Origin of the sequence: Actinoplanes sp. TFC3 (genome assembly GCF_001553785.1) — a bacterium.
GTDB lineage: Bacteria > Actinomycetota > Actinomycetes > Mycobacteriales > Micromonosporaceae > Actinoplanes.
On sequence record NZ_LOJP01000001.1, the window covers coordinates 2,706,971 to 2,732,575 of the forward strand.

General features: G+C 69.9%; 18 protein-coding genes. 6 read left to right on the top strand and 12 right to left on the bottom strand.

The genetic code is table 11. The annotated features are described in order from the left end of the window. The 11 genes from TFC3_RS37945 to TFC3_RS12055 form a co-directional block, all read right to left on the bottom strand. Window positions 1–410 (bottom strand): hypothetical protein (locus TFC3_RS37945; protein ID WP_369819613.1); only part of this gene is annotated, 410 nt, incomplete at its 3' end. Then, window positions 407–1,918: a TldD/PmbA family protein gene (locus TFC3_RS12010; RefSeq protein ID WP_067499200.1), complete on the bottom strand. Its 1,512-nt coding sequence runs from the start codon at window positions 1,916–1,918 to the stop codon at window positions 407–409. The genes TFC3_RS37945 and TFC3_RS12010, both read right to left, overlap by 4 nt. Window positions 1,919–1,922: 4 nt before the next feature. After that, on the bottom strand, window positions 1,923–2,789 hold the full coding sequence (locus TFC3_RS12015; RefSeq protein WP_067499202.1) for a homocysteine S-methyltransferase family protein: 867 nt from the start codon (window positions 2,787–2,789) through the stop codon (window positions 1,923–1,925). An 11-nt stretch (window positions 2,790–2,800) separates the two neighbouring features. Further along, window positions 2,801–3,949, bottom strand: a complete 1,149-nt coding sequence (locus tag TFC3_RS12020; RefSeq protein ID WP_067499204.1) for a PLP-dependent aspartate aminotransferase family protein — start codon at window positions 3,947–3,949, stop codon at window positions 2,801–2,803. A gap of 4 nt (window positions 3,950–3,953) precedes the next feature. Beyond that, window positions 3,954–5,243: an aminotransferase class V-fold PLP-dependent enzyme gene (locus tag TFC3_RS12025; protein WP_067499206.1), complete on the bottom strand. Its 1,290-nt coding sequence runs from the start codon at window positions 5,241–5,243 to the stop codon at window positions 3,954–3,956. Further along, window positions 5,240–6,055, bottom strand: a complete 816-nt coding sequence (locus TFC3_RS12030) for a hypothetical protein (protein WP_153040202.1) — start codon at window positions 6,053–6,055, stop codon at window positions 5,240–5,242. Before TFC3_RS12030 ends, TFC3_RS12025 begins: the two co-directional genes overlap by 4 nt. A 63-nt stretch (window positions 6,056–6,118) precedes the next feature. After that, window positions 6,119–6,811, bottom strand: a complete 693-nt coding sequence (locus TFC3_RS12035) for a winged helix-turn-helix transcriptional regulator (protein ID WP_067499209.1) — start codon at window positions 6,809–6,811, stop codon at window positions 6,119–6,121. 53 nt (window positions 6,812–6,864) lie between these two features. Next, window positions 6,865–8,151 carry an AarF/ABC1/UbiB kinase family protein gene (locus TFC3_RS12040; RefSeq protein WP_067499211.1) on the bottom strand — a complete coding sequence of 429 codons (1,287 nt, stop codon included), beginning with the start codon at window positions 8,149–8,151 and terminating at the stop codon, window positions 6,865–6,867. Between the two features lies 1 nt (window position 8,152). Continuing rightward, complete coding sequence (locus tag TFC3_RS12045) at window positions 8,153–8,794, bottom strand: hypothetical protein (protein ID WP_236718085.1); 642 nt, start codon at window positions 8,792–8,794, stop codon at window positions 8,153–8,155. Continuing rightward, window positions 8,791–9,687 (bottom strand): methyltransferase domain-containing protein, encoded by an 897-nt coding sequence (locus TFC3_RS12050; protein WP_067499214.1) that lies wholly within the window; start codon window positions 9,685–9,687, stop codon window positions 8,791–8,793. The genes TFC3_RS12045 and TFC3_RS12050 overlap by 4 nt, the downstream gene beginning before the upstream one ends. Window positions 9,688–9,770: 83 nt before the next feature. Continuing rightward, window positions 9,771–11,558 carry a BTAD domain-containing putative transcriptional regulator gene (locus tag TFC3_RS12055; RefSeq protein WP_153040203.1) on the bottom strand — a complete coding sequence of 596 codons (1,788 nt, stop codon included), beginning with the start codon at window positions 11,556–11,558 and terminating at the stop codon, window positions 9,771–9,773. 240 nt (window positions 11,559–11,798) lie between these two features. Between TFC3_RS12055 and TFC3_RS12060 the strand changes: the two genes are divergently transcribed. Further along, the gene (locus TFC3_RS12060; protein WP_067499218.1) at window positions 11,799–14,303 is read left to right on the top strand and encodes an ATP-dependent Clp protease ATP-binding subunit; all 2,505 of its coding nucleotides are present in this window, start codon (window positions 11,799–11,801) and stop codon (window positions 14,301–14,303) included. A 53-nt stretch (window positions 14,304–14,356) separates the two neighbouring features. On the opposite strand, the gene TFC3_RS12065 is transcribed toward TFC3_RS12060, so the two are convergent. Next, the gene (locus tag TFC3_RS12065) at window positions 14,357–15,172 is read right to left on the bottom strand and encodes a helix-turn-helix domain-containing protein (protein WP_082771997.1); all 816 of its coding nucleotides are present in this window, start codon (window positions 15,170–15,172) and stop codon (window positions 14,357–14,359) included. A gap of 279 nt (window positions 15,173–15,451) precedes the next feature. On the opposite strand from TFC3_RS12065, the gene TFC3_RS12070 reads away from it, so the two are divergent. The 5 genes from TFC3_RS12070 to TFC3_RS12090 are packed head-to-tail and all read left to right on the top strand — an operon-like array spanning window position 15,452 to window position 25,602. Continuing rightward, window positions 15,452–16,420: a DUF1702 family protein gene (locus TFC3_RS12070; protein ID WP_067499222.1), complete on the top strand. Its 969-nt coding sequence runs from the start codon at window positions 15,452–15,454 to the stop codon at window positions 16,418–16,420. Window positions 16,421–16,422: 2 nt separating this feature from the next. Then, window positions 16,423–18,369: a CRTAC1 family protein gene (locus TFC3_RS12075; protein WP_067499223.1), complete on the top strand. Its 1,947-nt coding sequence runs from the start codon at window positions 16,423–16,425 to the stop codon at window positions 18,367–18,369. Beyond that, on the top strand, window positions 18,366–19,349 hold the full coding sequence (locus TFC3_RS36965) for an enediyne biosynthesis protein (protein ID WP_067499225.1): 984 nt from the start codon (window positions 18,366–18,368) through the stop codon (window positions 19,347–19,349). The genes TFC3_RS12075 and TFC3_RS36965 overlap by 4 nt, the downstream gene beginning before the upstream one ends. Beyond that, window positions 19,346–25,156, top strand: coding sequence for a type I polyketide synthase (locus TFC3_RS12085; RefSeq protein WP_255363758.1), 5,811 nt, complete (start codon window positions 19,346–19,348; stop codon window positions 25,154–25,156). Before TFC3_RS36965 ends, TFC3_RS12085 begins: the two co-directional genes overlap by 4 nt. Then, window positions 25,153–25,602 carry a thioesterase family protein gene (locus TFC3_RS12090; RefSeq protein ID WP_067499227.1) on the top strand — a complete coding sequence of 150 codons (450 nt, stop codon included), beginning with the start codon at window positions 25,153–25,155 and terminating at the stop codon, window positions 25,600–25,602. The genes TFC3_RS12085 and TFC3_RS12090 overlap by 4 nt, the downstream gene beginning before the upstream one ends. Window positions 25,603–25,605 lie beyond the last annotated feature (3 nt).

Sequence of the window (25,605 nt, forward strand, 5' to 3'; positions counted from 1 at the left end):
GGGCCGGGCAGTTGCTGGCGCGGGGCCGCCCGCTCGCCGGCCCCCGAGCGGAGCGCCGCCACCGCCGGCTCCATCGCCACCGCCGCAAGGTCGCCGGCGGGCCCGCCGGCACCGGTGAGCAACGGTTCCGCGCCGGGGTCGGCGGGCGCGTCGCGGGCGATGCGCTCGGCCCCGGCCACCAGGTCGCGTAGCTCGTCGTCGTCCAGCGCCCCGGCGTGTGACAAGGCACCCACCGAGGGGCCGTGCAGGGCCACCACGCTGACCCGGGTGTCGTCGACCGCCCCGGCCCCGGTCACGGCTCCGGAGGCCCAGCGCAACTGCGCCGCGGCCGTCCTGTCCACCACCACGACCAGGCCGGTGCTGTCCGTACCGTAGGACAGCGCACGCTCGGCCAGCTCGCCCGGCCTCATCGCAGCCCGTCCCGGTCGGCGTCGATCACCCGGATGCCGCTGAACACCGCCACCGGGGCGCCGTGGCTCACCGCGGCGGCCTGCACCGGCTGGCCCTTGCCGCACAGGTCGGCGCCGAACGTGGCGTACGTGCCGGGACTGCCCACGGCGGCCAGCGAGCGCCAGAACGTCAGCGTGTCCGACTGGTAGGCGGCGCCGGTCACTTGACCCGCCAGGCGCCCGTTGCGGATGCGGTGGCACGTCTGCGCGGTGAACTGGAAGCTGCGCCGCTGCGAATCGATGGACCAGCTGTCCGAGCCGCTCAGGTAGAGCCCGTCGGTGACCCCGGCAATCAGCGCCGCCTCGTCGGGGCCCGACGGGTCCGGTCGCAAGGAAACGTTGGGCATCCGGGCCATCGCCGCGTACCGGGCCGACTCGGCGTACGCGCACCCGTTCGAGCGGGCCGCACCGAGCCGGGCTGCGGTGCGCCGGTCGGTCTGCCCGCCGGTCAGCACCCCACCGTCGACCAGCGTCCAGCGCTGGGCAGCGACCCCCTCGTCGTCGTAGGCCGTCGTGGCGAGGCCGTGCTCGCTCGTCCGGTCGGCGGTCACACTCATCAGCGGCGAGCCGTACTGCAGCGTCCCGACATCGCCGGGCCGTACGAAGGAGCCGCCCGCGTAGGAGGTCTCGCCGCCCAGAACCCGGTCCATCTCGGTGGCATGGCCGACGGACTCGTGAATGGTCAGCCAGAGATGCGAAGGGGCCAGCACGAGATCGTAGGTGCCCGGCCGGACCGGCGGCGCGGTGAGCTTGCCGGCCAGCAGCGCGGGTAACCCGGCCAGCTCGCCATCCCAATCCCAGCCCCGGCCGAGCAGGTATTCCCAGCCGCGTGCGGTGGGCGGGCCGGCCGTTCGTACCGATACCGCGCCACCCGTGGGCCGCTCGCCGATCGCCAGGACCTGCGGGTGAACCCGGGTGCGCTGCTGGTGGATGCTGCTGCCCTCAGCATCGGCATAGAACTTGTTCTCCCGGGCCACCGTCACCTTGGCCATCACCTGCGCCACCTGAGGATGGGCGAGCAGCGTGCTGCTCCAACCGGCGAGCAGCCCACGCACCTCGGTGGCCGGCACGGCAAACGGATCCAGCTCGCAAGGCGAGGACCATTGGGCGATCACGGGTTGCCCCTCGCCGGTCGGCGCCGGTGGGTGACCGGCGGTACGGCACGCGTCCGCCACCGCGACGGCGTACTCGGCGGCGCGGGCGGCGCCGGCCGGTGTCAGCTCGGCGACGGATCCGAAGCCCCGGGCTCCTCGATAGCTGACCTGTACCCCCAGCGCGGTGTCCGTGAGGTCGTCGCTGCCGCGGGGGCGGGCATTGTGCAGCACCGTGTGCGCGGTACGGACCCGCTCGATGCGCACCGCCGCCTCCTCGGCACCCAGGCCCTGAGCCCTGTGCAGCGCCGCATCGGCGAGTCCGCGCAGCGGCAGGTCCAAAAAGGATGACTCGATACCGGTGCTGGTCGTGGTCACCGGCTCAGCCGCCCAGCGCCGCGGTCATGGCCGCCACGTGCTCCGGGGTGGTGCCGCAGCACCCACCGGCGAAGGTCAGGCCGTAGTCCTCACACCAGCCGGTCATCAGTGCCGCGAACGCCTTGGGCTCCCAGCCACCGGTGATGCCGTCGCGGTCCTCCAGGTTCGGGTAGGCCCCGATGGGCGCCACGCTGACGTCGGCCAGAACCGGCAAGCAGAGCTGAGTACGTACCGGATCAGCGCAGTTGACCATCACGGCGGCCGCACCGTCGGCAACCACCGCGCGCGCCGCATCGGCCAGTGACTCCCCGGACAGCAAGCGGGCGTCATCGCCGCACACGAAGCTGACCCAGCCCGTCATCCCGGCGGCCTGCACCTGCTCGAGTGCGGCACGGGCCTCGCGGGTGGTGTTCATCGTCTCGATGAGCACCGTGTCCACGCCGGCGCGCGACAGTTCCACGGCCAGCCAATGATGTTCGGCTCGCAAGGAGTCGTCGTCGGGAACCAGATCGGGCCGGTAGCAGTCGGCCACCGGCGCCATCGAGGCAACCACCCGGGCGTTGCGGTTCGCGGCCTTCTGCGCGGCCTGGGCCACTCCGACGGCGGCATGCACCATCCAGGCCAGCCCGGCGTCCTGCAGCCCGGCCGCCTGCAGGGTGCGCAAGTTCGTGCGGAACGTGCCGGCGGTGATCACCTGAGCCCCGGCGGCAAGGAACTGCTCGTGCAGCGACCGCAGAACCCGGCGCTTCTCATCGCTGAGCAGCGCTCGCGTTGTCCACCAGGGCGGTGTCATCGTGATCCCCGCGGCCTCCAGCCCGGATGCCGTTCCGCCGTCGAGCCGGGTCGTGCGCGTTGTCGTTGTCTGGTCCACGCCGTCCTCCGTCAGTGAGTCGCTGCTACGTCCCGGATCGCGCCGGTCAGATCCTCGACGAGGTCCGCCGGGTCCTCGATGCCCATCGACAACCGGATGAGGTTGTCGCTCACCCCCAGCCGGAGCCGGGTCTGCCGGGGCACTGGGCGGTGGGTCATGAACGCTGGGCATTCGATCAGCGATCGCACCCCGCCCAGGCTGACCGCCGGCGCGAACAACTCGCAGCGGTCCAGCAGTTTGACCGGATCGCCGTGGAACTCGAAGCTCGCCAGCGCACCCGGTTCTCGCATCTGACGGGTGGCGAGCTCGTGTCCCGGGTGCGTTGCGAGCCCCGGGAAGTACACCGCACCGACCGCGGGCTCGGCGGCCAGGGCGGCCACCACCGCACGGGCATTGCCCACCTGCCGGGCGACCCGCAGTGAGAGCGTCTTGACGCCCCGGTGAATGAGGAAACAGTCCATGGCCGCTGCCGCATTGCCCGCCATGGTGCGATAGTTGGCGAACCGCTCGTGCAGCGTCTCGTCGGCGCAGACCAGCGCACCGCCGAGCACGTCGAGGTGGCCGCCGAGAAACTTGGTGGCGCTGTACAGCGTGATGTCCGCGCCCAGCGCGAGGGGCTGCTGCAGGGCCGGGCTCGCCAGCGTGTTGTCCACGAGAACGAGCGCGCCGCGGGAATGCGCGGCGGCGCTGACCGCGGCGATGTCGGTGATTTTGAGCAAGGGGTTGGTGGGTGACTCGAGCCAGACCAAGTCGAGTCGCCCGGCCTGCGGCGACAGGACACGGTCGCGCCGGCGCGCGTCGCTGAGGTCGGCTTGCTCGACCGTGATGCCCTGGGAACGGGCCTGTTCGAGCAGCTGATGCGTGCCGCCGTAGACATCATCCGAGGCCACCAGCCGGTCACCAGGGCGCAGCAACGACAACACCGTTACCGCGGCGGCCTGCCCGGAGGCGTACGCGGTGGCGAAGCGGACATCTTCCAGAGCGGCCAGGCACCGCTCCAGGTCCTCGCGGGTTGGATTCTCCCCCCGCGCGTAGAAGTAGCGCGGCGGATCCTGCGCGGAACGCGAGTACGTCACCGCCAGATGCAGCGGCGGCACGATGTCGCCCGTTCCCGGGGCAGGCGTCTGGCCCTCGTGCACGAGCCGGGTGTCGAAGCGCACGGCGTCACACAAACCGGGTCGTCGGCTGCTCGGACGTCCAGTAGCCGGGTCGGACGGTGCGCAAGGCGTCGTGCACCCGGGTGATCTCCTCGACGGTGTTGTAGACGCCGAAGGACAGCCGGACCGTACCCAGCAAGCCGAGATCGTCCAGGAACGTGCTGGCACAGTGCACCCCGCACCTCACGGCGATGCCCTGCTTGTCGAGGTGACCGCCCACGTCGTACGGGTGGATGCCGGTCATCACGAAGGACACCAGGCCGCTCGGCTGCGCCGCGGGATCACCGATGATGCGGGCTGCCGGGATGTCCGCGAGCGCCTCGGTCGCCGCGCGCACCAGCGCCTCGTCGTGAGCCCGGACGGCGTCCCAGCCCAGCGCGCCCAGGTAGTCGAACGCCGCGGCCAGGCCCACCGCGCCTGCGACGTTGGGGGTGCCCGCCTCCCAGCGCGCCGGGCCGCCGACGTAGTGCACCGGCTTACGGCTGGACACGGCCTTCACCGTGCCGCCACCCACTTGGTAGGGCGGCTCGCTGGTCAGCAATCCCGATCGCGCGTGCAGCACGCCAGTGCCCATCGGCCCGTACATCTTGTGAGCCGAGAAGCAGTAGAAATCAGAGCCGAGGTAGGAAACGTCCGTACGTCCGTGCGGGACCGCCTGCGCGCCGTCCACAACGGCATACGCGCCGTGGCTGTGGGCGGCCGCGACCATCGCTCGCACCGGGTTCACGGTCCCGAGCACGTTGGAGACGTGCGCGATGGCCACCAGCGGAACGTCGGGTCCCAGCGCCGCGGCGAAGTCGGCCGCGGCGACCGTGCCGTCGTTCTGCACCGGGACGACCACCAGCCGCGCGCCGCTCTCCTCGCACAGCCGCCGCCAGGGCAGCAGGTTGGAGTTGTGCTCCATCCCGGTGACCACCAGGCGGTCGCCCTTGCCGACGAGCTTGCGGCCGATCGTGGCGGCCAGCAGGTTCACCGCATGCGTGGTGCCGGCGGTGAAGATGATGTCGTCCTGCGGGCCGGCCTGGATGGCGGTGCGCACGGTTTCGCGCGCCGCTTCGAAGCGCTCGGTCGAGGTCATGCTGAGCTGGTAGTAGCCGCGGCCCACGTTGCTGTTCGCATGGGTGTAGTAATCGGTCAGCGCATTGAGCACGGCGGCCGGCTTCTGCGTTGTCGCCGCGTTGTCCAGGTAGGCCAGACCGGCGCCCGGTGCGTCAGCGGCAAAGAACGGGAAGTCGTCGCGCACCGTGGCGCTCAGCGGCGGGCCACCACGGCGTTCTTGCTGGATCGTGCTGCTCATGAGTCCTCCAGGGGGTCGAAGAGCGACAGATACCGCTCCAGCAGGCCGGGGTCGAGCAGGAACCATTTCTGCGGGGGATAGGGCCGGTCGCGCGGCGCGACGTAGCGGGGATCACCCGGTCGCCGGGGTGAGCCGTGCTCGTCGAGCACGTGCGGGCCGTAGAAGAACCAGCAGATCTGGGCGACCTGCTCGGTGAACAGCAACAGATGCAAGGGCCGCGGATACATCAGCAGATGGCAGTAGGAGGCGGTGAACTCGCCGCCGACCCCGAAGGAGTTGGCGAACATGCAATGGCCGAACAGGTCGTGCACCGCGCGGAAGACGTCGTTGTGGGCGAACCGGATGCCGTCTGTCACCACGGGACTGGGACGCTGCAACGGGTGCGCGCTGGTGCCGCCGTCGCTGCCGTATCCGTGCCGGGTGAGAAAGACCCGCAGCGACCCGGTGGCGTGAAAGCTGCGGCGCAGGTCGGCGGAACTGGAGTACGGCTGATGCGGCCCTTGCCAGGGCAACACCCGCACGCCCGCAGCGGTGACGGCCTCGAACTGGGCCAGGTTCTCCTCGGTCAGCCGTTCGTAAAGCTCGGCGGTGCGCCGGTCGCCGTCTCGTGGGGCGGCCTCGTAGGCCGCGGCGATCTCCCGGCCGAGCCCCTCGTCGCTGCGGGGGCGCGGCGGTTGCGAATCGGTGGGAAAGGACCGGTGTCCCGGCAACCATGGACGAGACCGGAGGTAGCTCTGCGCGATGCGTACCAGACCCACGTCGGGTGAGTCGTTCTCCGGCATCGGGCCTCCCCCGCGACGTCGAACAGCCACGGGGAAAATGCTATCGCTTTGTAAAGCGATTGGCGAGGGGTGTGGACCGGGTGGCCCGCCGGGTCAGCGTGGCGGGACGGGGGCGGTCGCGGTGGTCTCCAGCCCGAGCAGATCGCAGCACCGCACGACCGCTTCGGCGTCGCCCTCGAGCTTGAGCTTGCCCTGGATCACGGCGATGAACGGCGTCACCCGGCCCGACCCGATCTGCACAAAAGTTGCCGCGTCGGTCGTCGCGATCATGGTCGGCGATGCCGCCGGACCCCGGATGGCCCGCGCGGTGTCGCCGGTGACGGCGATGTGGAACACCTCGCTGTCGACGTGGAACTCGTAGCTCTCGTCGAAGGGCGGGACCCGGGCCGGGTCGATCATGGCTTCCACCGCGAGGAACCCCCAGTGCGGCCGGACCGTGTCCTCGGCGGCCAGCTCACCCACGAAGTCCATCCCCCACTGGGCCAGGCCCAGCACCGCCGGGCGCAGCCGCTGGCCGGTGCCGGTCAGCTCGTAGGACAGCCGGGAGCCGGTGCCGCGCACATCGATCTGGCGGACGACCCCGTGCTCGACGAGGAATTTGAGCCGCTCGGCCAGCAGGTTGGTGCCGATGCCGGGCAGATCGGCGAGTAGCTCGCTGTATCGGCGTGGACCCATGAGCAGCTCACGGACGACCAGCAGGGTCCAGCGTTCGCCCAGGATGTCGAGCGCGGACGCCAGCCCGCAATATTGGTGATAGCCCCGTTTGCCGCCGGCCACTTTCTGCATTCCACTATCATAACGGATAGTCTCGGTGTCGATGCCCGGCCGAGCGACCACGATCACAGCGGTTGACGACGGCCGAAGAGACCCTCCATGAGCACCGGCTTCGCGAGCTCCTGGAAATCCATCCCGGGGTCCAGGTCCCGCACGGTGCCCTCGATGACCAGCAGCGACAACAGCGGGAAGATGAGCTCTGGAGCCGCGTGCACGCCGTAGCGACGCTGCAGGTCGAACATCTCGGCGGCGAACGAGATCAGGCTGAACTCCCGCGCGGGCAGCCCGTGGCTGCGTTCCACCAGCTCGGCCATCCGTTCCAGGAAGACCGGCACGTCGGCGTCGGGACGCAGCCCCGTGCCGCTGCGCACCACGATCTCCGCGCAGTAGCGCCCGCGCCCGATCGACATGTTCATGAAGAACTCCGCGAACAGCCTCCGTAGCTCCTCGCTGAGCTGCACGCTGAAGCCGGCGTCGAGCACCACCACCTGCGAGCCCGCGGTGAAGTAGAGGTTGCCGGGATGCAGGTCGCAGTGCACAAAGCCGTCCACGAACAGCATGTGGTAGATCGCCGTCATGCCCGAGGACGCGAAGCGACGGCGCACCGCCCGCGACAGCCCGTCGGCGGTGCGGGTGTCCAGGCCAGGGATGAACTCCATGACGATGCAGCGCGCCCGGGTGGCCTCGTCGTGCACCCGGGGGACCCACACGCGCGGTACGTGGGACAGATTGCGGCGCAGCCGTCGCAGGTTGTCCGCCTCCCGCTCGAAGTCGAGCTGGCCGAGCACCGCGGCGCACATGCTGTCGACGACCTGCACCACGGGTACGTTGCGGAACATGGGCAGCCGGGCCAGCACCGTCGCCACCACCCGCATGAGATCCAGGTCGAGCCGCATGATCGGCTCAACCCCGGGCCGGCGCAGCTTGAGGGCAACCGTCTCACCCGTGCTCAGCGTGGCGCGGTAGACACAGGCCACGCTGCCGCTGGCCACCGGCTCCTCGTCCAGGGTCCGGAAGGTGTCGGGCTGCGCTGTGCCGTACGCCTCGATCAGCGCCCTGCGGGTGCCTGCGCGGTCCAGTGGCGCCACGGCGTCGTGCAGCGTGGCGAGGGACTCGCACAGTGCGGCCGGCAGCAGATCCCGGCGGGTGCCCAGAACCTGACCGGCCTTGACGTACGTGGAACCGAGGCGGGTCAGCAGCGTGGTCAGCCGGCCGGCGGCGTGCCGGTGGGCCCGCTGCCGGCCGTGGGTCACCGCAATCACCGGACCGGTCACCAGCACAGGGGCCAGGTGCCAGGCCACGCTTGCCAGCACCCGTACGCCCCGGCGCGTCAGCGCCCAACGGGTGCGCACCTCAGCCCCGCACGAGTCCGGGCAGTTCCACGGCCCGCAGCTGCAGGGTCGTGAAGTCGCAGTACCAGATGAGCTGGCCGTCCCAGGCCAGGCCGGTGGGGTTGCCGGCCACCGAGTAGCCCGCGATCTCGCGGCGGGCCTCGAGGTCGTAGACGTTGATGGTGCCACCGGCCTGGTCGGCGTAGATCAGGTAGCTGTCCGAGGCGGTCAGTCCCGCGATCCCGCGACGGACCTGGAAGACGTCGATCAGGGTCAGCTCGCGGGGGTCGCGCAGCTCCACCAGGTGCAGATCGTCGTAGCCGAGCCAGAGTCCGTGCCGGTTGGCCTCCAGCCCCCGCAGTTTGTGTCCCGGCCGGGGGTTCGCGATCTCACCGATCTCGCCCCCGTTGCCCGGGTTGACCACCCGGATGCACCGTTGATCGCCGGCCACTTGCAGGAGCAGGCCGTTGGCGGTGGTGAGGTCGGTCAGCACCCCGGCGCAGGGGATGCGGTGCTGTACCTCGCCGGTAACGGGATCGACCATGATGATCTGCTCGGAGACGGCCTCGGAGAAGCAGAGGCACTCGCCGAACCACGTCATCCCGCACAGCTTCAGGGCCCGCACCGGGATGTCGCGCACCGTACCCACCGCGAACGGCATCATGCCTCACCTCGCCGGACGAAGCCGCATTCAAGACGCCAGTCCCCGGCCAGCCGGATCCCCGCCCGCGCCTTGGGCCGGTGGACCTCGATCCGGATCTGCTCGCCGGCTGTCACGGCCCGATGGCGTAGGGGCCAGATCCACACCGCCCAATTGCAACCCGGGTACGAGGGAAAGTTCGCCAGCGACACCGAGCCGGTCAGCTCGGCGGCGAAATACCCGACGATCGCGTGCAGGGTGCCGGCCTGCGCCAGGTGCAGCCGCAGGCTCGGTCTGAGCTGGGTGTTCCCGGTGCCCAGGGCGGAATCGGCGGCTGCGACGACATCGCTGAGCACCCTCGGTTCACGCTGGAAGAAGTGCAGGTGCGCCGCGGCCTCGACGTGGTCGCAGACCGGGTCCAGCCGGTATCCGTGGAAGTCATCGCTCCACAGTCCCCAGCCCTCGTGGTCGAACTCGATGGCGGCCAGCCGGGTGATGAGCCGGCGGGGCACCACCCGGCCGCCCGGTTTGAGCACCCGGCGGGCCACGGCGCGAACGACTTCGGCCATCTCCTCCTCCGGCCCGAGGTTGCCCATCATCTCGGTGACGATCACGTCGGCTCGCTCGGGCAGGCGTACGGCTCGGGCATCGCCGGCGACCAGCGTGAGCTTCTCTTTCAGCTCGTTCACCTCGATGAGGTGGGCGGCAACGTCGAGCATCTGCGGGTCCGCCTCGATCGCGTACACGTGCCCGGCGCCGTGGTGCAGGGCGAGCAGGGACAGCGCGAGCGTGCCCGCTCCGACGTCGACGACGATGTCACCGGGGCGCAAGCTCTGCTGCAGGGCCTGGTCGTAGGCGCGCATCCGTGGTGTGTCCGCCAGCATCGTCTGGTGCATCAGCAGCAATCGCTGGTCCATAAGGATCCCCTCGTACGCGGCCGTCGCGTCTAACAGTTTTCGCGAGTACCGGACCGGGCTGTCAAGGCGAGCCAGCAGATTAACTACATGATGCTAAAGTATTGATCACGTCCGTCGATGACGCCGTCCTCGGACGCACACAGCTCGGCAGCGAGTTTGCGGACCACCGTCAGTTGCCGGAACCGAGGTGTGGCGCCGGCTGGTTCGGCCAGCAGCAGTGACTTGCGCACCAGCCGGGTCAGCAGGTCCGCAACGTCGACCGGACGCCGCAGCGGAGGGGCGCCGATCCGGGCGAGCGCCTCGAGCCCGAAGTCCGGTGGCAGGCACGCCAGCCTCGAGATGAGCCACCGCTCGGCCCCGTTCAACGTGGCCAGGCTGCGATTGAGCATGCCGCGTACGGACCAGTGCCGCCCCGGGTACAACAGCCGCGCCGGGGCCAGGTCGGCCAGTGGCCGGTCGAGCCGCCGGACCAGGGCGGGCAACGGCTCGTCGGCCAGGCAGGCAGCCGCCAGTTCGAGGGCCAGGGGCAGGCCGTCGAGCCGGTGACACACCTCGCGCACGTGCAGCGCATTGACTTTGCTCAGCCGGAAACCTGGCTGCGCCTCGGCCGCGCGGCGCAGAAACAGCTCGGCGGCCGGTGCCGAGGCGACCGTCGAGCGAGCCGCCATGGTGGGGATGCCCAGCGGGGTCAGCCGCAGCACCGCCTCGCCGGGAAGTCCGACCGGTTCCCGCGAGCCGATGAGCAGCGATACCCCCGGCCACTGGGGGAACTGTTGAACTGCCAGCAGCGCGCATGCGTCGGTGAGATGCTCGGCGTTGTCGAGCACCAGCCAGATTCGCTCGCCGGGGGAGAGGCCTTCGCGCGCCAGCCAGGTCATCAACTCGGCGCGGTCGAGCAGATCTGCGACGTCTGCGGCGATGACGCGGGCGCCGGACTCGGTGATCCGGGCGAGCGCATGGCGGATCAGCAGCGATTTGCCGGCGCCCGGGGGTCCGGTCACCGTGATCAGCCGCTGGGTGTCCAGCATGGCCAGCAGGGCGTGCAACTCGTTGTCGCGGTGCAGCAGGGCGACCGGTGGCCCGGAGCCATCGGCATGGTCGTCGGGGGCGGCCGGAGCGGCGGAATACCCGGCCGGGGATGCCAGCAGCCGCCGGTAGGCCGACCGTAGAGCCGTGCCCGGCTCGACGCCGAGTTCGTGACGCAGAAGCTCACGGACCTCGCTGTAATGCCGCAAAGCGGCTGTCCGGCGTCCGGCGCGCTGCAGCGCGGTGAGGAAGTGGGCTTGGCCTCTCTCATCAAGCGGATCGATCAAAATCAACTGCTGGGCGGTCGACAGCACTTCTTCGGCGCGCTGCATGCCCAGGCCCAGCGCGACATAGCGCCGGGCGGCCTCGGTCCAGCTCGACTGCAGATCCACGAGGTCCGAGGGGCGGTGCAACAGCGTGTCCATCTCGCTCAGCGAGGGGTCTTCCCACAGCTTGAGCGCCTCCTTGAGCAGGAGGAAGGCGGAGATGTTGTGGTGTGCGGCGTGATACTGCCCGGCCTGGCGGACCAGGGACCGGAAGACCGCCACGTCGCTTTCATGCGGTTCGACGCACAGCATGTAACCGGATTCGGTCGACGCGATGACCCCGGTCCGGCGGCGCCGGGGCGCGTCCGGCTCAAGAATCTGGCGTAGCCGGGCGATGTAGGTGTGGATCAGCTGGTTCGCCCGCCCCGGCGCCGCCGCCCCCCAGACGCCGTCCTGCAGGTCCGCCATGGGTACGCCAACGCCGGCGTGCAGGGCGAGAAGGGCAAGGACCGCGCGTTGCTTGGCCGGGCCGAGCGGCACCTCGTCGCTGCCACGCCACACCCGGACCGGGCCGAGCACCTGGAACCGTAACCCCGCCCCGGCCACACCGATTCACACCCGCTCCCCTTGACTGCTGTCAAATACATTGGGTGAGGGTGACAGTACAGAATGTTCGTCGATGCATCGAGGAGCGCCGACGGGGCATCCAGCAAGCAGCGACATATCGCCGCATCGCTCCGAGGCGGCCGGTAACTATATTAATATGAAGCTTATTACGGGGCGTCTTATCGGGTGACGACGAATGATGGTGGTGGTGTCATGTTCGAGCGGTTCACCGACCGAGCGCGACGGGTTGTCGTCCTGGCCCAAGAAGAGGCCCGGATGCTCAACCACAACTACATCGGGACTGAGCACATCCTGCTCGGCCTGATCCACGAGGGCGAAGGCGTTGCCGCGAAGGCTTTGGAGAGCCTCGGCATCTCCCTTGAGGGGGTCCGGCAGCAGGTTGAGGAGATCATCGGCCAGGGTCAGCAGGCGCCCAGCGGGCATATCCCGTTCACGCCGCGAGCCAAGAAGGTTTTGGAGCTGTCGCTGCGTGAGGCGCTGCAGCTGGGTCACAACTACATCGGTACCGAGCACATCCTGCTGGGTCTGATCCGCGAGGGTGAGGGTGTTGCCGCTCAGGTGCTGGTCAAGCTCGGCGCTGATTTGAACCGGGTCCGCCAGCAGGTCATCCAGTTGCTCTCGGGGTATCAGGGTAAGGAGCCGGCCGCTGCTGGTGCCGCCGCGGGCGAGGCTGCCCCGTCGACGTCGCTGGTGTTGGATCAGTTCGGACGCAACCTCACGCAGGCCGCCCGCGAGGGCAAGCTCGACCCGGTCATCGGCCGGGAGAAGGAAATCGAGCGGGTCATGCAGGTGCTCTCACGCCGGACGAAGAACAATCCGGTCCTGATCGGCGAGCCGGGCGTCGGTAAGACCGCGGTGGTGGAGGGCCTGTCGCAGTCGATCGTCAAGGGCGAGGTGCCCGAGACGCTCAAGGACAAGCAGCTTTACACCCTTGATTTGGGTGCGCTGGTCGCTGGCTCGCGTTACCGCGGTGATTTCGAGGAGCGCCTCAAGAAGGTGCTCAAGGAGATCCGCACCCGCGGCGACATCATCTTGTTCATTGATGAGATCCACACTTTGGTGGGTGCGGGTGCCGCCGAGGGTGCTATCGACGCGGCGTCGATTTTGAAGCCGATGCTGGCTCGTGGTGAGTTGCAGACCATCGGGGCGACCACCCTTGATGAATACCGCAAGCACCTGGAGAAGGACGCGGCGTTGGAGCGCCGTTTCCAGCCGATCCAGGTGGGTGAGCCGTCGCTGGCGCACACCATCGAGATTTTGAAGGGCCTGCGCGACCGGTACGAGGCGCACCACCGGATCAGCATCACCGACGCGGCTCTGGTCGCGGCGGCCACGCTGGCTGACCGTTACATCTCGGACCGCTTCCTGCCGGACAAGGCGATCGACCTGATCGACGAGGCGGGCGCGCGGATGCGGATCCGCCGGATGACCGCGCCGCCAGACCTGCGCGACTTCGATGAGCGCATCGCCCAGGTCCGCCGGGACAAGGAGTCCGCGATCGACGCGCAGGACTTCGAGCGGGCCGCGCAGCTGCGCGACAAGGAGAAGCAGCTGCTGGGTCAGAAGGCGCAGCGGGAGAAGGAGTGGAAGGCCGGCGACCTCGACGTGGTGTCGGAGGTCGATGATGAGCAGATCGCTGAGGTGCTGGGCAACTGGACCGGTATCCCGGTTTACAAGCTCACCGAGGAGGAGACCTCCCGGCTGCTGCGCATGGAAGACGAGCTGCACAAGCGCGTCATCGGCCAGGAAGACGCGGTCAAGGCCGTGTCCAAGGCGATTCGCCGCACCCGGGCCGGGTTGAAGGACCCGAAGCGCCCGTCCGGCTCGTTCATCTTCGCCGGCCCGTCGGGTGTGGGTAAGACCGAGTTGTCCAAGGCGCTGGCGGAGTTCCTGTTCGGCTCCGAGGACGCGTTGATCCAGTTGGACATGTCGGAGTTCCACGACCGTTACACGGTGTCGCGCCTCGTCGGTGCGCCTCCCGGATACGTCGGTTATGACGAGGGTGGCCAGCTGACCGAGAAGGTGCGCCGCAAGCCGTTCTCGGTGGTGTTGTTCGACGAGATCGAAAAGGCCCACCCGGACGTGTTCAACACGCTCCTACAGATCCTTGAGGACGGCCGGCTGACCGATGGTCAGGGCCGCATCGTGGACTTCAAGAACACGGTGATCATCTTGACCACCAACCTGGGCACGCGGGATGTGGCCAAGGCGGTGTCGCTGGGCTTCCAGGCCTCCGAGGCCGAGGAGTCCAACTACGAGCGGATGAAGGTCAAGGTCAACGACGAGTTGAAGCAGCATTTCCGCCCGGAGTTCCTCAACCGCATCGATGACACGATCGTGTTCCACCAGCTGCGCCAGAACGAGATCCTCGAGATCGTGGACATCTTCACCTCGCGTATCGAGTCCCAGCTGCGTAACAAGGACATGGGTCTTGAGCTGACCGACAACGCGAAGAAGTATTTGGCGAAGAAGGGCTTCGACCCGGTCCTGGGTGCCCGCCCGCTGCGCCGCACGATCCAGCGTGACCTGGAAGACACCTTGTCCGAGCAGATCCTGTTCAACGAGCTGCGTCCCGGCCAGATCGTGGTCGTGGACTGTGAAGGCGACCCGGAGAACACCGACAAGTCCAAGCTGGTCTTCACGGGCGCCGACCGGGGAGCAACCTTCCCCGACGCCGTGCCGGCGAGCCAGGACTGACCCGCTCCGGAGTGGCTGTGGTCGTCCGGGCCACGCCACTCCGCCGGGACCGGTCAGACCAGCCGCAGCAGGCGCTGCCCGGGCACCTTGTTCTGCAGGGTATCGGCGAGCAGCCGCACCGGCTCGGCCGCCAGGATCGGCCGATCGGTTGCGGCGGGGACGCGCATCAGCGGACGTACCACCGCTGGGAGCCATACCGGCGCGGCGACCGACAGCCGCGCCATGCCGACCCGGTAGCTGCCCGGCTCGTCATCGATCAGGGCCGACGTCGCCGGCCACCGCCCGGCTAGCTGCAGCATCCGCACCTGGTACGTGCCGGGGGCGAGGGGCGACGACACCTGCCACACCGAGCACCGGGCGTCGGCCGTTCCCCAGCGAACCGGACGCCCATCGGGTTCCAACGGCCGGAACTCGCTGAGCATCATGCCGGTCTCGGCCGGGCGCCAGGTCGCGCCCCAGCTCGGGCGGTCGGCGACATCCGTTTGCTGGCCCCCGATGAGCAGGCCGTCCAGCCGGTGCGCCAGGTGCCGGAAGCGCTCGGGCGGCAAACCGACGAGCCGGCGGAACTGCGTGGTGAAGGTGCCCACGCTGGTGTAGCCGACGCTGGCACTGATGATTGCGACACTTGACCGGCTCCGGGTGAGCAACTGCCGGGCCCGGGCCATGCGGAGCGCGGCAAGGAATCGCGCTGGGGTCTCACCGGTGATGGCCCGGAAGACCCGGTGGAAATGGTGGGGGCTGAACGATGCGGTACGCGCGAGGTCAACCAGTCGCAGCGGCGCACAGAGATCCGCTCGCATCTGCGCGATCGCCCGTTCGACGGCATCGACATTGTGGCGCGAGCCCGGCACTTTAATCGAAACAGACATAAGTAGTCCTCGCTGTCGGGAGATCCACGGACATCTTCGCCGAGTGTGCGTTTACAGTCTTGAATTACTCTTGATTTTCATATAGCGAATGATGTTTGGATGTCGAGTCACAGTGGACGGTTCTGTTCGCTGTGACGGGCATCCGACAGAGCAATCTCAGAGAATGCCGCGCCGGGGAACTCGGCGATTATGGGTGGGGCGCTGAGCGGGGCGCCCTTGACATCCAGCCCATTCATCCGGCTGCTGCGAGCCATTCATTGACAGTTTTTTTGGAGAATCATGTCTGCTGCCTGGTTGTCACTGAGACGTCGGCTGCTCACCCCGGCCGCCCGCGAAGCGGACCTGATGCATCGCGGTTTCCGGATCAAGGATGCCGCGGCTCGCACCGTACTCGAGACGGCCGGCCGGACATTTCTGCAGGGATTTGCGAAAGCGGCCGGAACCGTCTCACCGGCCGCGGCGCACTCCGGGTTGGAGCAGGTGGAAAGGCCGGTCCGGGGGTTCGCCTATGAAGGTGCGGCAATGGCGTACGCGCTGTTAGCCGGGTTGGGCTCCGGGCCGGGCCTGCCCGCCTTTCTGACCGGCCCGGCCGAGCGGCACACCTACATGGTGCACGTCGGCGCCGGCTGGGCGATGGCACGGCTGCCCCGGTTCCGCTGGCCCCGCATCACCCCACCTGACCCGCTGCTGCGCTGGCTGGCCCTCGACGGATTCGGTTTCCATCAGGCGTACTTCCACACCGAGCGGTATGTGCGGCGGCAATATCAGCATGCGCCAGGGTTTTGGCCCTCGCCGTGGCGCGGCACCTACTGCGCCCAGGTCGTCGACCAAGGGATCGGCCGCGCCCTGTGGTTCGTCGAAGGCGCCGACCCCGCCGCCGTTGCCGATGTGATCGAACGGTTCCCCGCCGGACGCCGGTCCGACTTGTACAGCGGTGCGGGACTCGCGGCGACGTACGCCACCGGGGCCAGCCGCGCAGAGCTCACCGCGTTCCGCGATCGCGCCGGGCACCATCACCCGGCCGTCGCCCAGGGCTCGGCCTTTGCCGCGAAGGCGCGCCTGCTGGCCGGCACCCAGACCGAAGCCACAGCGCAGGCCACCGAGGTGCTCTGCGGCCTGACCCCGGCCGAAGCCGCCGACGTCACCGATCAGGCCCTGCTCGACCTGCCGGGCGACGGGAGCCGACCGGCGTTCGCCGTGTGGCGGGATCGCATCTCCCTCCGGTTGGCACCCTCAGGAAGGTTCTGACGATGGTATGGACACGTGACCTGCTCCGGCGGCAGGCGGCGGGGGTCGTGGCGCTGCTGCTCATCATCGGCATGTACGTCGTGGCACACACGCCCCAGGCTTCCGCCGCGGACCGTCAGGACGCCGCGCAGCGCTACCGCTTCGACCCGCTGTCGATCGACCTGCCCGGCGGGTTTCCCCAGCAGACGATCAGGAAGGTGAACGGCAAGTACTCCGGCATCGCCGCCTGGATCTCCTCGGTGGGGGCCGGTATCGCGATGAACGACATCGACGGTGACGGGCTGGCCAACGACCTCTGCGTCACCGATGTCCGCACCGACCGGGTGTTCGTCACCCCTGTACCGGGGGGCCGGGAGAACCGCTACCCGGCGTTCGCCCTCGACACCGGTGCCCTGCCGATGAACGCAGCCATCGCGCCGATGGGCTGCGTACCCGGCGACTTCAACGAAGACGGCCGGATGGACCTGCTGGTGTACTGGTGGGGCCGGACCCCCGTGCTGTTCCTGGCCGAGCCCGCAACCAGCCGGCCGAGTGCCGCCGCTTTCCGGCCCACCGAGGTGGTCGCCCCGCGTACGGGCTCGGACGGCACCTACGCCGGGGCCCAGTGGAACACCAACTCGGTGTCGGTGGCGGACTTCGACGGCGACGGCCACGAGGACATCTACATCGGCAACTACTTCCCGGACAGCCCGGTGCTCGACGACACGATCGACGGCGGGGTCTCGATGAACCTGTCGATGTCCGACGCCCACAACGGCGGAGCCGATCACGTGCTGCTGCACACCGGCGCGGCGGACAGCGCCTCGTACACCGATCAGGGCGCCGTGCTGCCGGACAAGCTGTCGCGGGGCTGGACCCTCGCGTCCAGCGCGACAGACCTCGACGGCGACCAGCTCCCCGAGCTGTACATCGCCAACGACTTCGGGCCCGATGGTCTGCTGGTCAACCGTTCCACCCCCGGGCACGTGGTGTTCCAGCCGGCCACCGGCAAGGACAGCCGGGCGCTGACCCCCAAGTCGAAGCGGCTGGGCCACGACTCGTTCAAGGGGATGGGGGTGGACGTCGCCGATCTCGACGAAGACGGCCTCTACGACATGTACGTCGGCAACATCACCACCTCCTTCGGCATCCAGGAAAGCAACTTCGCCTTCGTCAACACCGCTGCCGACAACGCCGACCTGCAGCGTCGTTTGCGTAGCGGGGAGGCGCCGTTCCACGACCGCAGCTCCCAGCTCAACCTCGCCTGGAGCGGCTGGAGCTGGGACGTCAAGGTCGCCGACTTCACCAACAGCGGCGTACCGGACATCGTGCAGACTGCCGGTTTCGTCAAAGGCACCGTCAACCGCTGGGCGCAGTTGCAGGAGCTCGCCACCGCGAACGACACCCTGCTGTCGAACCCGACCTGGTGGCCGCACGTACGCCAGGGCGACGACCTCGCCGGTGGCCAGCATCTGTTGTTCCACAGCCGGATGCCCGACGGGCGCTATGCCGACCTGAGTCCCCGGCTGGGCCTGAACATCCCGGTGCCGACCCGGGGCATCGCCATCGGCGACGCCGACGGCGACGGCCGGCTCGACATGGCCGTCGCTCGGCAGTGGGACACCCCGATCTTCTACCACAACAGCAGCCCCGGCACCGGTGCGTTCCTGGGTCTGCGGCTGCGCCACGAGGCCAGCGCCGGAACGACCGGTTCACCGGCCGTGGGCGCCGAGGTCCGGGTCACCACGCCCGACGGACGGGTGCTGCTGGGCCATGTCGATGGCGGCAGCGGGCACTCCGGCAAGCGGTCCTTCGACGTCGTCATCGGGCTGGGACAGGTGAGCACACCGGTCACCGCGGACATCGCCTGGCGGGACCGCACCGGCACGGCACACCGCCAGCAGGTGACGCTGGCCCCGGGCTGGCACACCTTGTCGCTCGGCACCCAGGCTCGGGAGGAGCAGTCATGAGCAGCACCACACCGCGCGATCCGCGCATCATCGCGCTGCGCAACTTCGCGATCTCCATCACTGTGCTCAACATCTTCGGATACGCGGTGCTCGGCTTCGAGCAGGCGGCCGCCTGGCCGGTGGTCGCGCTGCTGGTGGCGTACGGGATGGAACTCGGTCTGGAAGTGATCGGAGCCCGCGCCGAACGACGGCCACCACGCTTCACCGGACGCGGCCTGCGCGGCTGGATCGAGTTCCTGTATCCGGCGCACATCACCGCGCTGGCCGTCAACATGCTGCTGTACACCAATGACCGGCTGCTCGTCACCCTGTTCGGCGTGATGGTGGCAATCAGCGGCAAATGGCTGCTGCGGGTCCCGGTCAACAACCGGCTCCGGCATTTCATGAACCCGTCGAACTTCGGCATCACCACGGTGCTGCTGCTGTTCCCCTGGGTGTCGATCGCTCCGCCGTACGAGTTCACCGAATACCTGCACGGCTGGCTCGACTGGCTGGTACCGGCCATCATCGTCACCTTCGGCACCATGCTCAACGGCATGCTGACCAAGCGACTGTGGCTGATCAGCGGCTGGCTCGGCGTTTTCGTGCTGCAGGCGCTCTTCCGGGGCCTGGTGCTGGACACCTCGATCCCGGCGGCGCTGGGCACCATGACCGGCGTGGCGTTCGTGTTGTTCACCAACTACATGATCACCGACCCGGGTACGACCCCGATGCGGCCGGCGGCGCAGGTGGCGTTCGGTGGATCGGTGGCGCTGGTGTACGGCGTGCTGACCGGCATGTCGGTGGTCTACGGGCTGTTCTTCGCCACCACCATCACCTGTCTCGGCCGGGGCGTCTTCCTGTGGGTGGCGCACGCAATGGCCGTACGCCGTACCGCGGCCCAGACGGCCACCGGCGCAGCGACCGCGCCCAGCGAGTGGAGTCCCGCGCTTGCCGCAGCCGACGGCAACGCGCCGCACCGCGAGGCGGTCCGGGCGTGAGCGGGCCCTGCAGCCCGCCGCCGGACGGCGAGGGCAACGACATCGCCATCGTCGGTATGGCGTGCCGGTATCCCGAGGCGGTGACCCCGCGGGCGCTGTGGGAGAACGCCCTTACCGGCCGGCGGGCGTTCCGCCGGATCCCGCCGGAGCGGCTCAGCCTCGATGACTACTGGTCACCGGATACGGCCGAGATGGACCGCATGTACACCCGGCATGCCGCGCTCATCGACGGCTACTCGTTCGACCGGGTGGCGTTCAGCATCGCCGGCAGCACGTACCGCTCCACCGACCCGGCGCACTGGCTGGCGCTGGACATCGCCAGCCAGGCGCTCGCCGACGCCGGTTTCCCCGACGGCGCCGGTCTGCCCCGCCAGCGCACCTCGGTGGTGGTCGGCAACACGCTGACCGGCGACACCAGCCGGGCCAACGTGATGCGGCTGCGGTGGCCGTACGTGCGGCGGGTGGTCGGCGGGGCGTTGCGCGAACTGTGGCCGGACGACCAGGTCGGCGCGTTCCTGGCGAGCCTGGAGGAGCGGTACAAGGCGCCGTTCGCGCCGCTCGATGAGGACACGCTGCCCGGGTCGCTGTCCAACACGATCGCCGGTCGCATCTGCAACCATTTCGACCTGGGCGGTGGCGGGTACACGGTGGACGGTGCCTGCTCGTCCTCGCTGCTGTCGGTCATCACCGCCTGCCGCGACCTGGCCGGCGGGGACGTTGACGTCGCCGTGGCTGGTGGTGTCGACCTGTCCATCGACCCGTTCGAGCTCATAGGCTTCGCCCGCGCCGGTGCCCTCGCCCACGGCGAGATGCGGGTGTACGACCGCGCGGCCAACGGCTTCTGGCCCGGCGAAGGCTGCGGCATGGTGGTGCTGATGCGCCACCGGGATGCCCTGGCCGCCGGTCGGCGGGTCTACGCGGCGATCGCCGGCTGGGGTATCTCGTCCGACGGCCGCGGCGGCATGACCCGGCCCGAGGCGCACGGATACCGGCGTGCCCTGGGCCGCGCCTACCAGCGAGCCGGGTTCGGCATCGAGACGGTGCCGGTCTTCGAGGGCCACGGCACCGGTACGAGCGTCGGCGACGACACCGAGCTGCGCGCCCTGGCCCGGGCCCGGCGCGCCGGTGGAGCAGACCCGGTTCCAGCGGCCGTCAGTTCGGTGAAGGCGCAGATCGGGCACACCAAGGCGGCGGCCGGGGTGGCCGGTCTGATCAAGGCGACGCTGGCGGTGCACGATCGGCTTGTGCCTCCGGCGATCGGGGTACGTGACCCGCATCCGCAAACAAGCGCGGATACGGCGGTCCTGCGGCTGCCCCACACCGCCGAGCCATGGCCGAGCGACGCCGAACTTCGGGCCGGCGTGACCGCGATGGGCTTCGGCGGGATCAACACCCATGTCGTCGTCACCGGGGTGGGGGTCGCCACCGCGACCACCGGCCGCTTTCCCGGGCTTGCTCGCGCGGTGCAGGACCACGAGCTGCTCATGGTCGACGCCGACAGCCAGCGGGGCCTGCGTGAACGGATGGTGCAGCTGCGGGAGCTGGCTCTGAAGTTGTCGTACAGCCAGCTGACCGATCTGGCCGCAGCGCTGCGGTCCGAGCTGAGTGAACGGCCGTACCGGCTGGCGGTCGTGGCGTCCTCGCCCGACGAGTTCGAGCACCGTCTCGGCCAGGCCGCCGACGCCCTGGATGCCGGTGTGCTGGACGACGAGAACCTCGACCGCCTCACCGTCGCGGGCGGGGTCTTCCTGCACCGCGCCGGCACCGCTCCGCGCATCGGGCTGCTGTTCCCGGGGCAGGGATCCGGGCGTGGTGGCGTGCACGGCGCGCTGCGCCGCCGGTTCGCCGCAGCGGAGCAGGTCTGGCAGGCCGCGCCGGCTGCGGCCACCGCGGGGGTGGCGACCGAGCATGCCCAGCCGCGCATCGTCACCAGCTCGGTTGCCGGGTTGCGGGTCCTGGAGGACCTGGGCATCCGGGCCGGCGTCGCCACCGGGCACAGCCTGGGCGAACTGACGGCGCTGCACTGGGCGGGTGCGATGGACATGGCGACGCTGCTGGCCCTGGCGACCGAGCGCGGCGCGGCGATGAGCAGGTGCCCCGAGGCGGGCGCCATGGCCGGGGTTGCCGCCCCGCCCGGCGCGGTGGAGGTGCTGATCGGCGCCGAACCCGTTGTCGTCGCGGGCCTCAACGGTCCGCGGCAGACCGTCGTGTCGGGGCCGGCTGACGCCGTACGCCGGGTCGGGGAGATCGCCACCCGCCGCGGGGTCGGCTGGACGCCGCTTCCGGTCTCGCATGCGTTCCACTCCCCGCTGATGTTCTCGGCCGCCGAGGACTTCGGCGACGCGCTCGCCCGGGTGCGCTGGCAGCCGGTCGGACGCAATGTGATCTCCACGGTCAGCGGGGCGCCGCTGCGCCGCGGCACCGACCTCAGCCGGCTGTTGCTGCAGCAGCTCACGGCACCGGTACGGTTCGTCGACGCGCTCGCCGCCACGGCTTCGCGTGCCGATCTGCTCATTGAGGTCGGACCCGGCCGGGTGCTGCACGGACTGGCCACCGAGCAGAGCTCGGTGCCGGTGTTCAGCATGGACACCGACGATGATTCCCTGGCCGGGCTGCTGAGCGTGGCCGGCGCGGCGTGGACGGCCGGTGCGCCGGTGCGCCACCAGGCGTTGTTCGACGGCCGGCCGGTGCACCCGTTCGAGGCTGAGGCCAGTCTGACGTTCCTGACCAGCCCCTGCGAGACCGTGCCGGAACTGCCGGTCAGCGCGATGGCGGCCCCCGTGGGTGAGCCGGCGCCTGGCGAGCGGCTCGCCACCGAGGCGGGCGGTCGCGGTCAGGCCCCGGTCGACGTGCTGCGCCGGCTCGTGGCCGAGCGGGCCGAGCTGCCCATCGACTTGATCCGCGAGGAGACCCGGCTGCTCGACGAGCTGCACCTGAGTTCCATCGCGGTCGGCCAGCTCGTCAATCAGGCGGCCACCGAGTTGGGGCTGACCACGATGAGCGCGCCCACCACCTTTGCGACCGCCACGATCGGCCAGCTCGCCGACGCGCTGGGCGAGCTCAGCCAGGCCGGGGAGCCCGGACCGCACGGCGGTTTCGTACCCGGATACGCCGACTGGGTGCGTCCCTTCGTCGTCGACTGGGTACCTCAGCCGCGCCCCCAGCCGATGACCGAACCGGCGGCCGGCTCGTGGAGCATGCATGCGCTGCCCGGGCATCCGTTCGCCACCGCCCTGGCCGATCACCTGCGAGGCGCTCACCTGGGCGCCGGCGTCCTGCTCTGCCTGCCACCGGACTGCACCGAATCGGACCTCCCGATGGCGCTGGCCGCCCTGCGCGAAGCCTTGGCACAACCCAGCGGCAGCCGGCTGGTCGTCGTGCAGTCCGGCCGTGGCGTCGGCGCGCTGGTGCGCAGCGCCCGCCTGGAAGCGCCGCACCTGCTCACCACGCTGGTCGACTGCGTACCGGGGGAGTCCGGCGATGTGGTGGCCGACCTGGTCGCCGAGGTTGCGATCACCACCGGCTATCACGAGGTACGGCTGGGTCCCGACCAGGAGCGGCGGATTCCGGTGCTGCGCCGGATGCCGGTCGGTCCGCCCACCAGTCAGGGTCAGCTCGGCCCCGGCGACGTGCTGCTGGTCAGCGGCGGCGGCAAGGGCATCACCGCGGAGTGCGCGCTGGCCCTGGCCGCCGACACCGGCGCCCGGGTGGCAATCTTCGGCCGCTCGGCGGTCGGCGAGGACAACGAACTGGCGGAGAACCTCGCGCGCTTGCGGGCCGCAGGGGCAACCGTGACCTATGTCCGCGCCGACGTGTCGGATCCGGAAGCGGTGGTGGCCGGGGTACAAGCGGTCGAAGCCGAGTTCGGACCGGTGACCGCGGTGCTGCACGGCGCCGGGTGGAACGAGCCCGCGCCGCTGCCCCTGATTGACGACGCGATGGTGGGCCGGGCACTGGCGCCCAAACTGCACGGCCTGCAGCGGGTGCTCGCCGCGGTGGACCCACGACGGCTGCGCCTGCTGGTGTCGTTCGGCAGCATCATCGGCCGGGCCGGGTTGCACGGCGAAGCCCACTACGCGCTCGCCAACGACTGGCTCGCCGAGCTGACCGCGGAGTTCGGGCGCCGCCACCCGCGCTGCCGGGCCGTCTGCCTGGAATGGTCGGTCTGGTCGGGCGTGGGCATGGGTGAACGGCTGTCAGTGGTGGAGCAACTGTCCCGCGCCGGTATCACCCCGATCACGCCGGACGACGGGGTACGGGTGCTGCGCGAGGTGCTGGCCGTGCGTACCCCGCCGGCCGTGGTGGTCACCGGGCGCACCGACAACCTGGAGACGTTGCACCGTGAGCGGGTCCAGTTGCCCGTGCTGCGGTTCCTGGAACGCCCGCTCGTGCACTACCCCGGCATCGAGCTGATCGCCGAGTCCGATCTCAGTGAGGCCACCGATCCGTACCTGGGCGACCACGTCGTAGACGGGGACATGCTTTTCCCCGCCGTCCTGGGGCTGGAGGCGATGGCTCAGGCCGCGGTCGCGGTGTCCGGGCTGAGCAGCGTGCCGGTGATCGAGGACGCGGTGTTCGCCCGCGCCCTGGTGGTGCCCAGGGGGCGTACCGTAGTGATCCGCACGGTCGCCTTGATGACCGGCGACCGGGTCGAGGTGGAGCTGCGCAGCAGCGAAAGCGGGTATGGCGCCGCGCACTTCCGGGCGGCGTTCCGGTTCGGGCCGGCCGAGCCCTTCGACGAGGAACCCTCGTCCGGATTGGCCAAGCTGGCGCCGGTCCGGCTGGATCCGTCCCGGGACATGTACGGTGACGTGCTGTTCCAGAGCGGGCGTTTCCGGCGGCTGCGCTCCTACCGGCGGGTCACCGCCCGGGCCGCCGAGGCCGAGGTCGCCACCATGGAGGACGCCGGGTGGTTCAGCCCCTTCCTGCCTGCCGAACTCATCCTGGGCGACCCCGGTGCCCGCGACGCCTTCCTGCACGGGCTGCAGGTGTGCGTACCGGATGCGGTCCTGCTGCCGGTCAGCGTGCAACGGATCGAAACGGCCGGCGGCAAGCTCAACGCCGCCACCGCTCTGGAGCTGTCCGCCACTGAACGCGAGTACGACGGGCAGACCTACTGCTACGACGTCACCGTCCGCACGCCGGAAGGGACCGTGGTGGAACGGATGACCGGGCTGCGCCTGCGGGCCGTGCGCCGCCGCGACAGCCGGATGCCGTGGGCCCCGGCGCTGCTCGGACCGCACCTGCAGCGGCAGCTTCCGGGGCGTCGAGCCAACGACGTCACGGTGGTGGTGGAACCGCACGAGCCGGGGCCCGCGACCGGGCGGCGTGACATCACCAGCATCGCGGTGGCCCGGGCGGCCGGGGTCAGCACGGTGGTACGTCACCGCTCCGACGGCCGCCCGGAAGTGGACGGCGGCGGCGGTGTCTCAGCCGCACACGAGACGACGCTGAGCATGGCCGTGACCGGGCCGCAGCCGGTCGCGTGTGACGTGCAGTTCGTACAGACCCGTACCGAGCAGGAATGGCGGGCCCTGCTGACCGGCAACTTCGCGGTCGCCGAGGCGGCACGGGCCGGCGACGAAAACCCCGGCGTGGCCCGGACCCGGGTGTGGTGTGCCGTCGAATGCCTCATCAAGGCGGGACGCCCACCGGGGGCACCGCTGGTGCTCGCTCCCGAGCGCAGCGCCGGTCCCCGCGTGGTCCTGCGCAGCGGTGACCTGGTGGTGACCACGTATGCCGCCCGGCTGCGCCCGGCCGGCGATCCCGTAGTCCTGGCGGTTCTGAGCGGGGAGGAGAGTTCGTGAAGAGGCACTACCGCTATCGCCATGTCGTGGGTTTCGAGGAGACGAACCTCGTCGGCAACGTCTACTACGTCAACTACCTGCGCTGGCAGGGCCGGTGCCGGGAGATGTTCCTGCGTGACCGGGCGCCCGAGGTGCTCACCGAGCTGACCAACGGCCTCAAGCTGTTCACGCTGCAGGTCAGCTGCGAATTCGTCGCCGAGCTGACCGCGTTCGACGACGTGGCGATCGAAATGAGCCTGGCCGAACTGACCCAGACCCAGCTGGAACTGAGCTTCGTCTACCTGCTGGTGACCGGCGGTCAGGACCGGCTGGTGGCCAAGGGCCGCCAGCGCATCGCCTGCATGCGGGCCACCGATGGCCGCGGAACCGAACCTGTGCGGGTTCCCGAACCCCTGGTTCGGGCTCTCACTCCGTACCGCACCGAGGCTTACGCCACCCATGGATGACCC

Coding starts and splice junctions, on each gene's coding strand:
- TFC3_RS12075 (WP_067499223.1), top strand. CDS start 16,423: ATGGTATGGACACGTGACCTGCTCCGGCGGCAGGCGGCGGGGGTCGTG.
- TFC3_RS12050 (WP_067499214.1), bottom strand. CDS start 9,687: ATGGACCAGCGATTGCTGCTGATGCACCAGACGATGCTGGCGGACACA.
- TFC3_RS12045 (WP_236718085.1), bottom strand. CDS start 8,794: ATGATGCCGTTCGCGGTGGGTACGGTGCGCGACATCCCGGTGCGGGCC.
- TFC3_RS12065 (WP_082771997.1), bottom strand. CDS start 15,172: ATGTCTGTTTCGATTAAAGTGCCGGGCTCGCGCCACAATGTCGATGCC.
- TFC3_RS12060 (WP_067499218.1), top strand. CDS start 11,799: ATGTTCGAGCGGTTCACCGACCGAGCGCGACGGGTTGTCGTCCTGGCC.
- TFC3_RS12025 (WP_067499206.1), bottom strand. CDS start 5,243: ATGAGCAGCACGATCCAGCAAGAACGCCGTGGTGGCCCGCCGCTGAGC.
- TFC3_RS12035 (WP_067499209.1), bottom strand. CDS start 6,811: ATGCAGAAAGTGGCCGGCGGCAAACGGGGCTATCACCAATATTGCGGG.
- TFC3_RS36965 (WP_067499225.1), top strand. CDS start 18,366: ATGAGCAGCACCACACCGCGCGATCCGCGCATCATCGCGCTGCGCAAC.
- TFC3_RS12070 (WP_067499222.1), top strand. CDS start 15,452: ATGTCTGCTGCCTGGTTGTCACTGAGACGTCGGCTGCTCACCCCGGCC.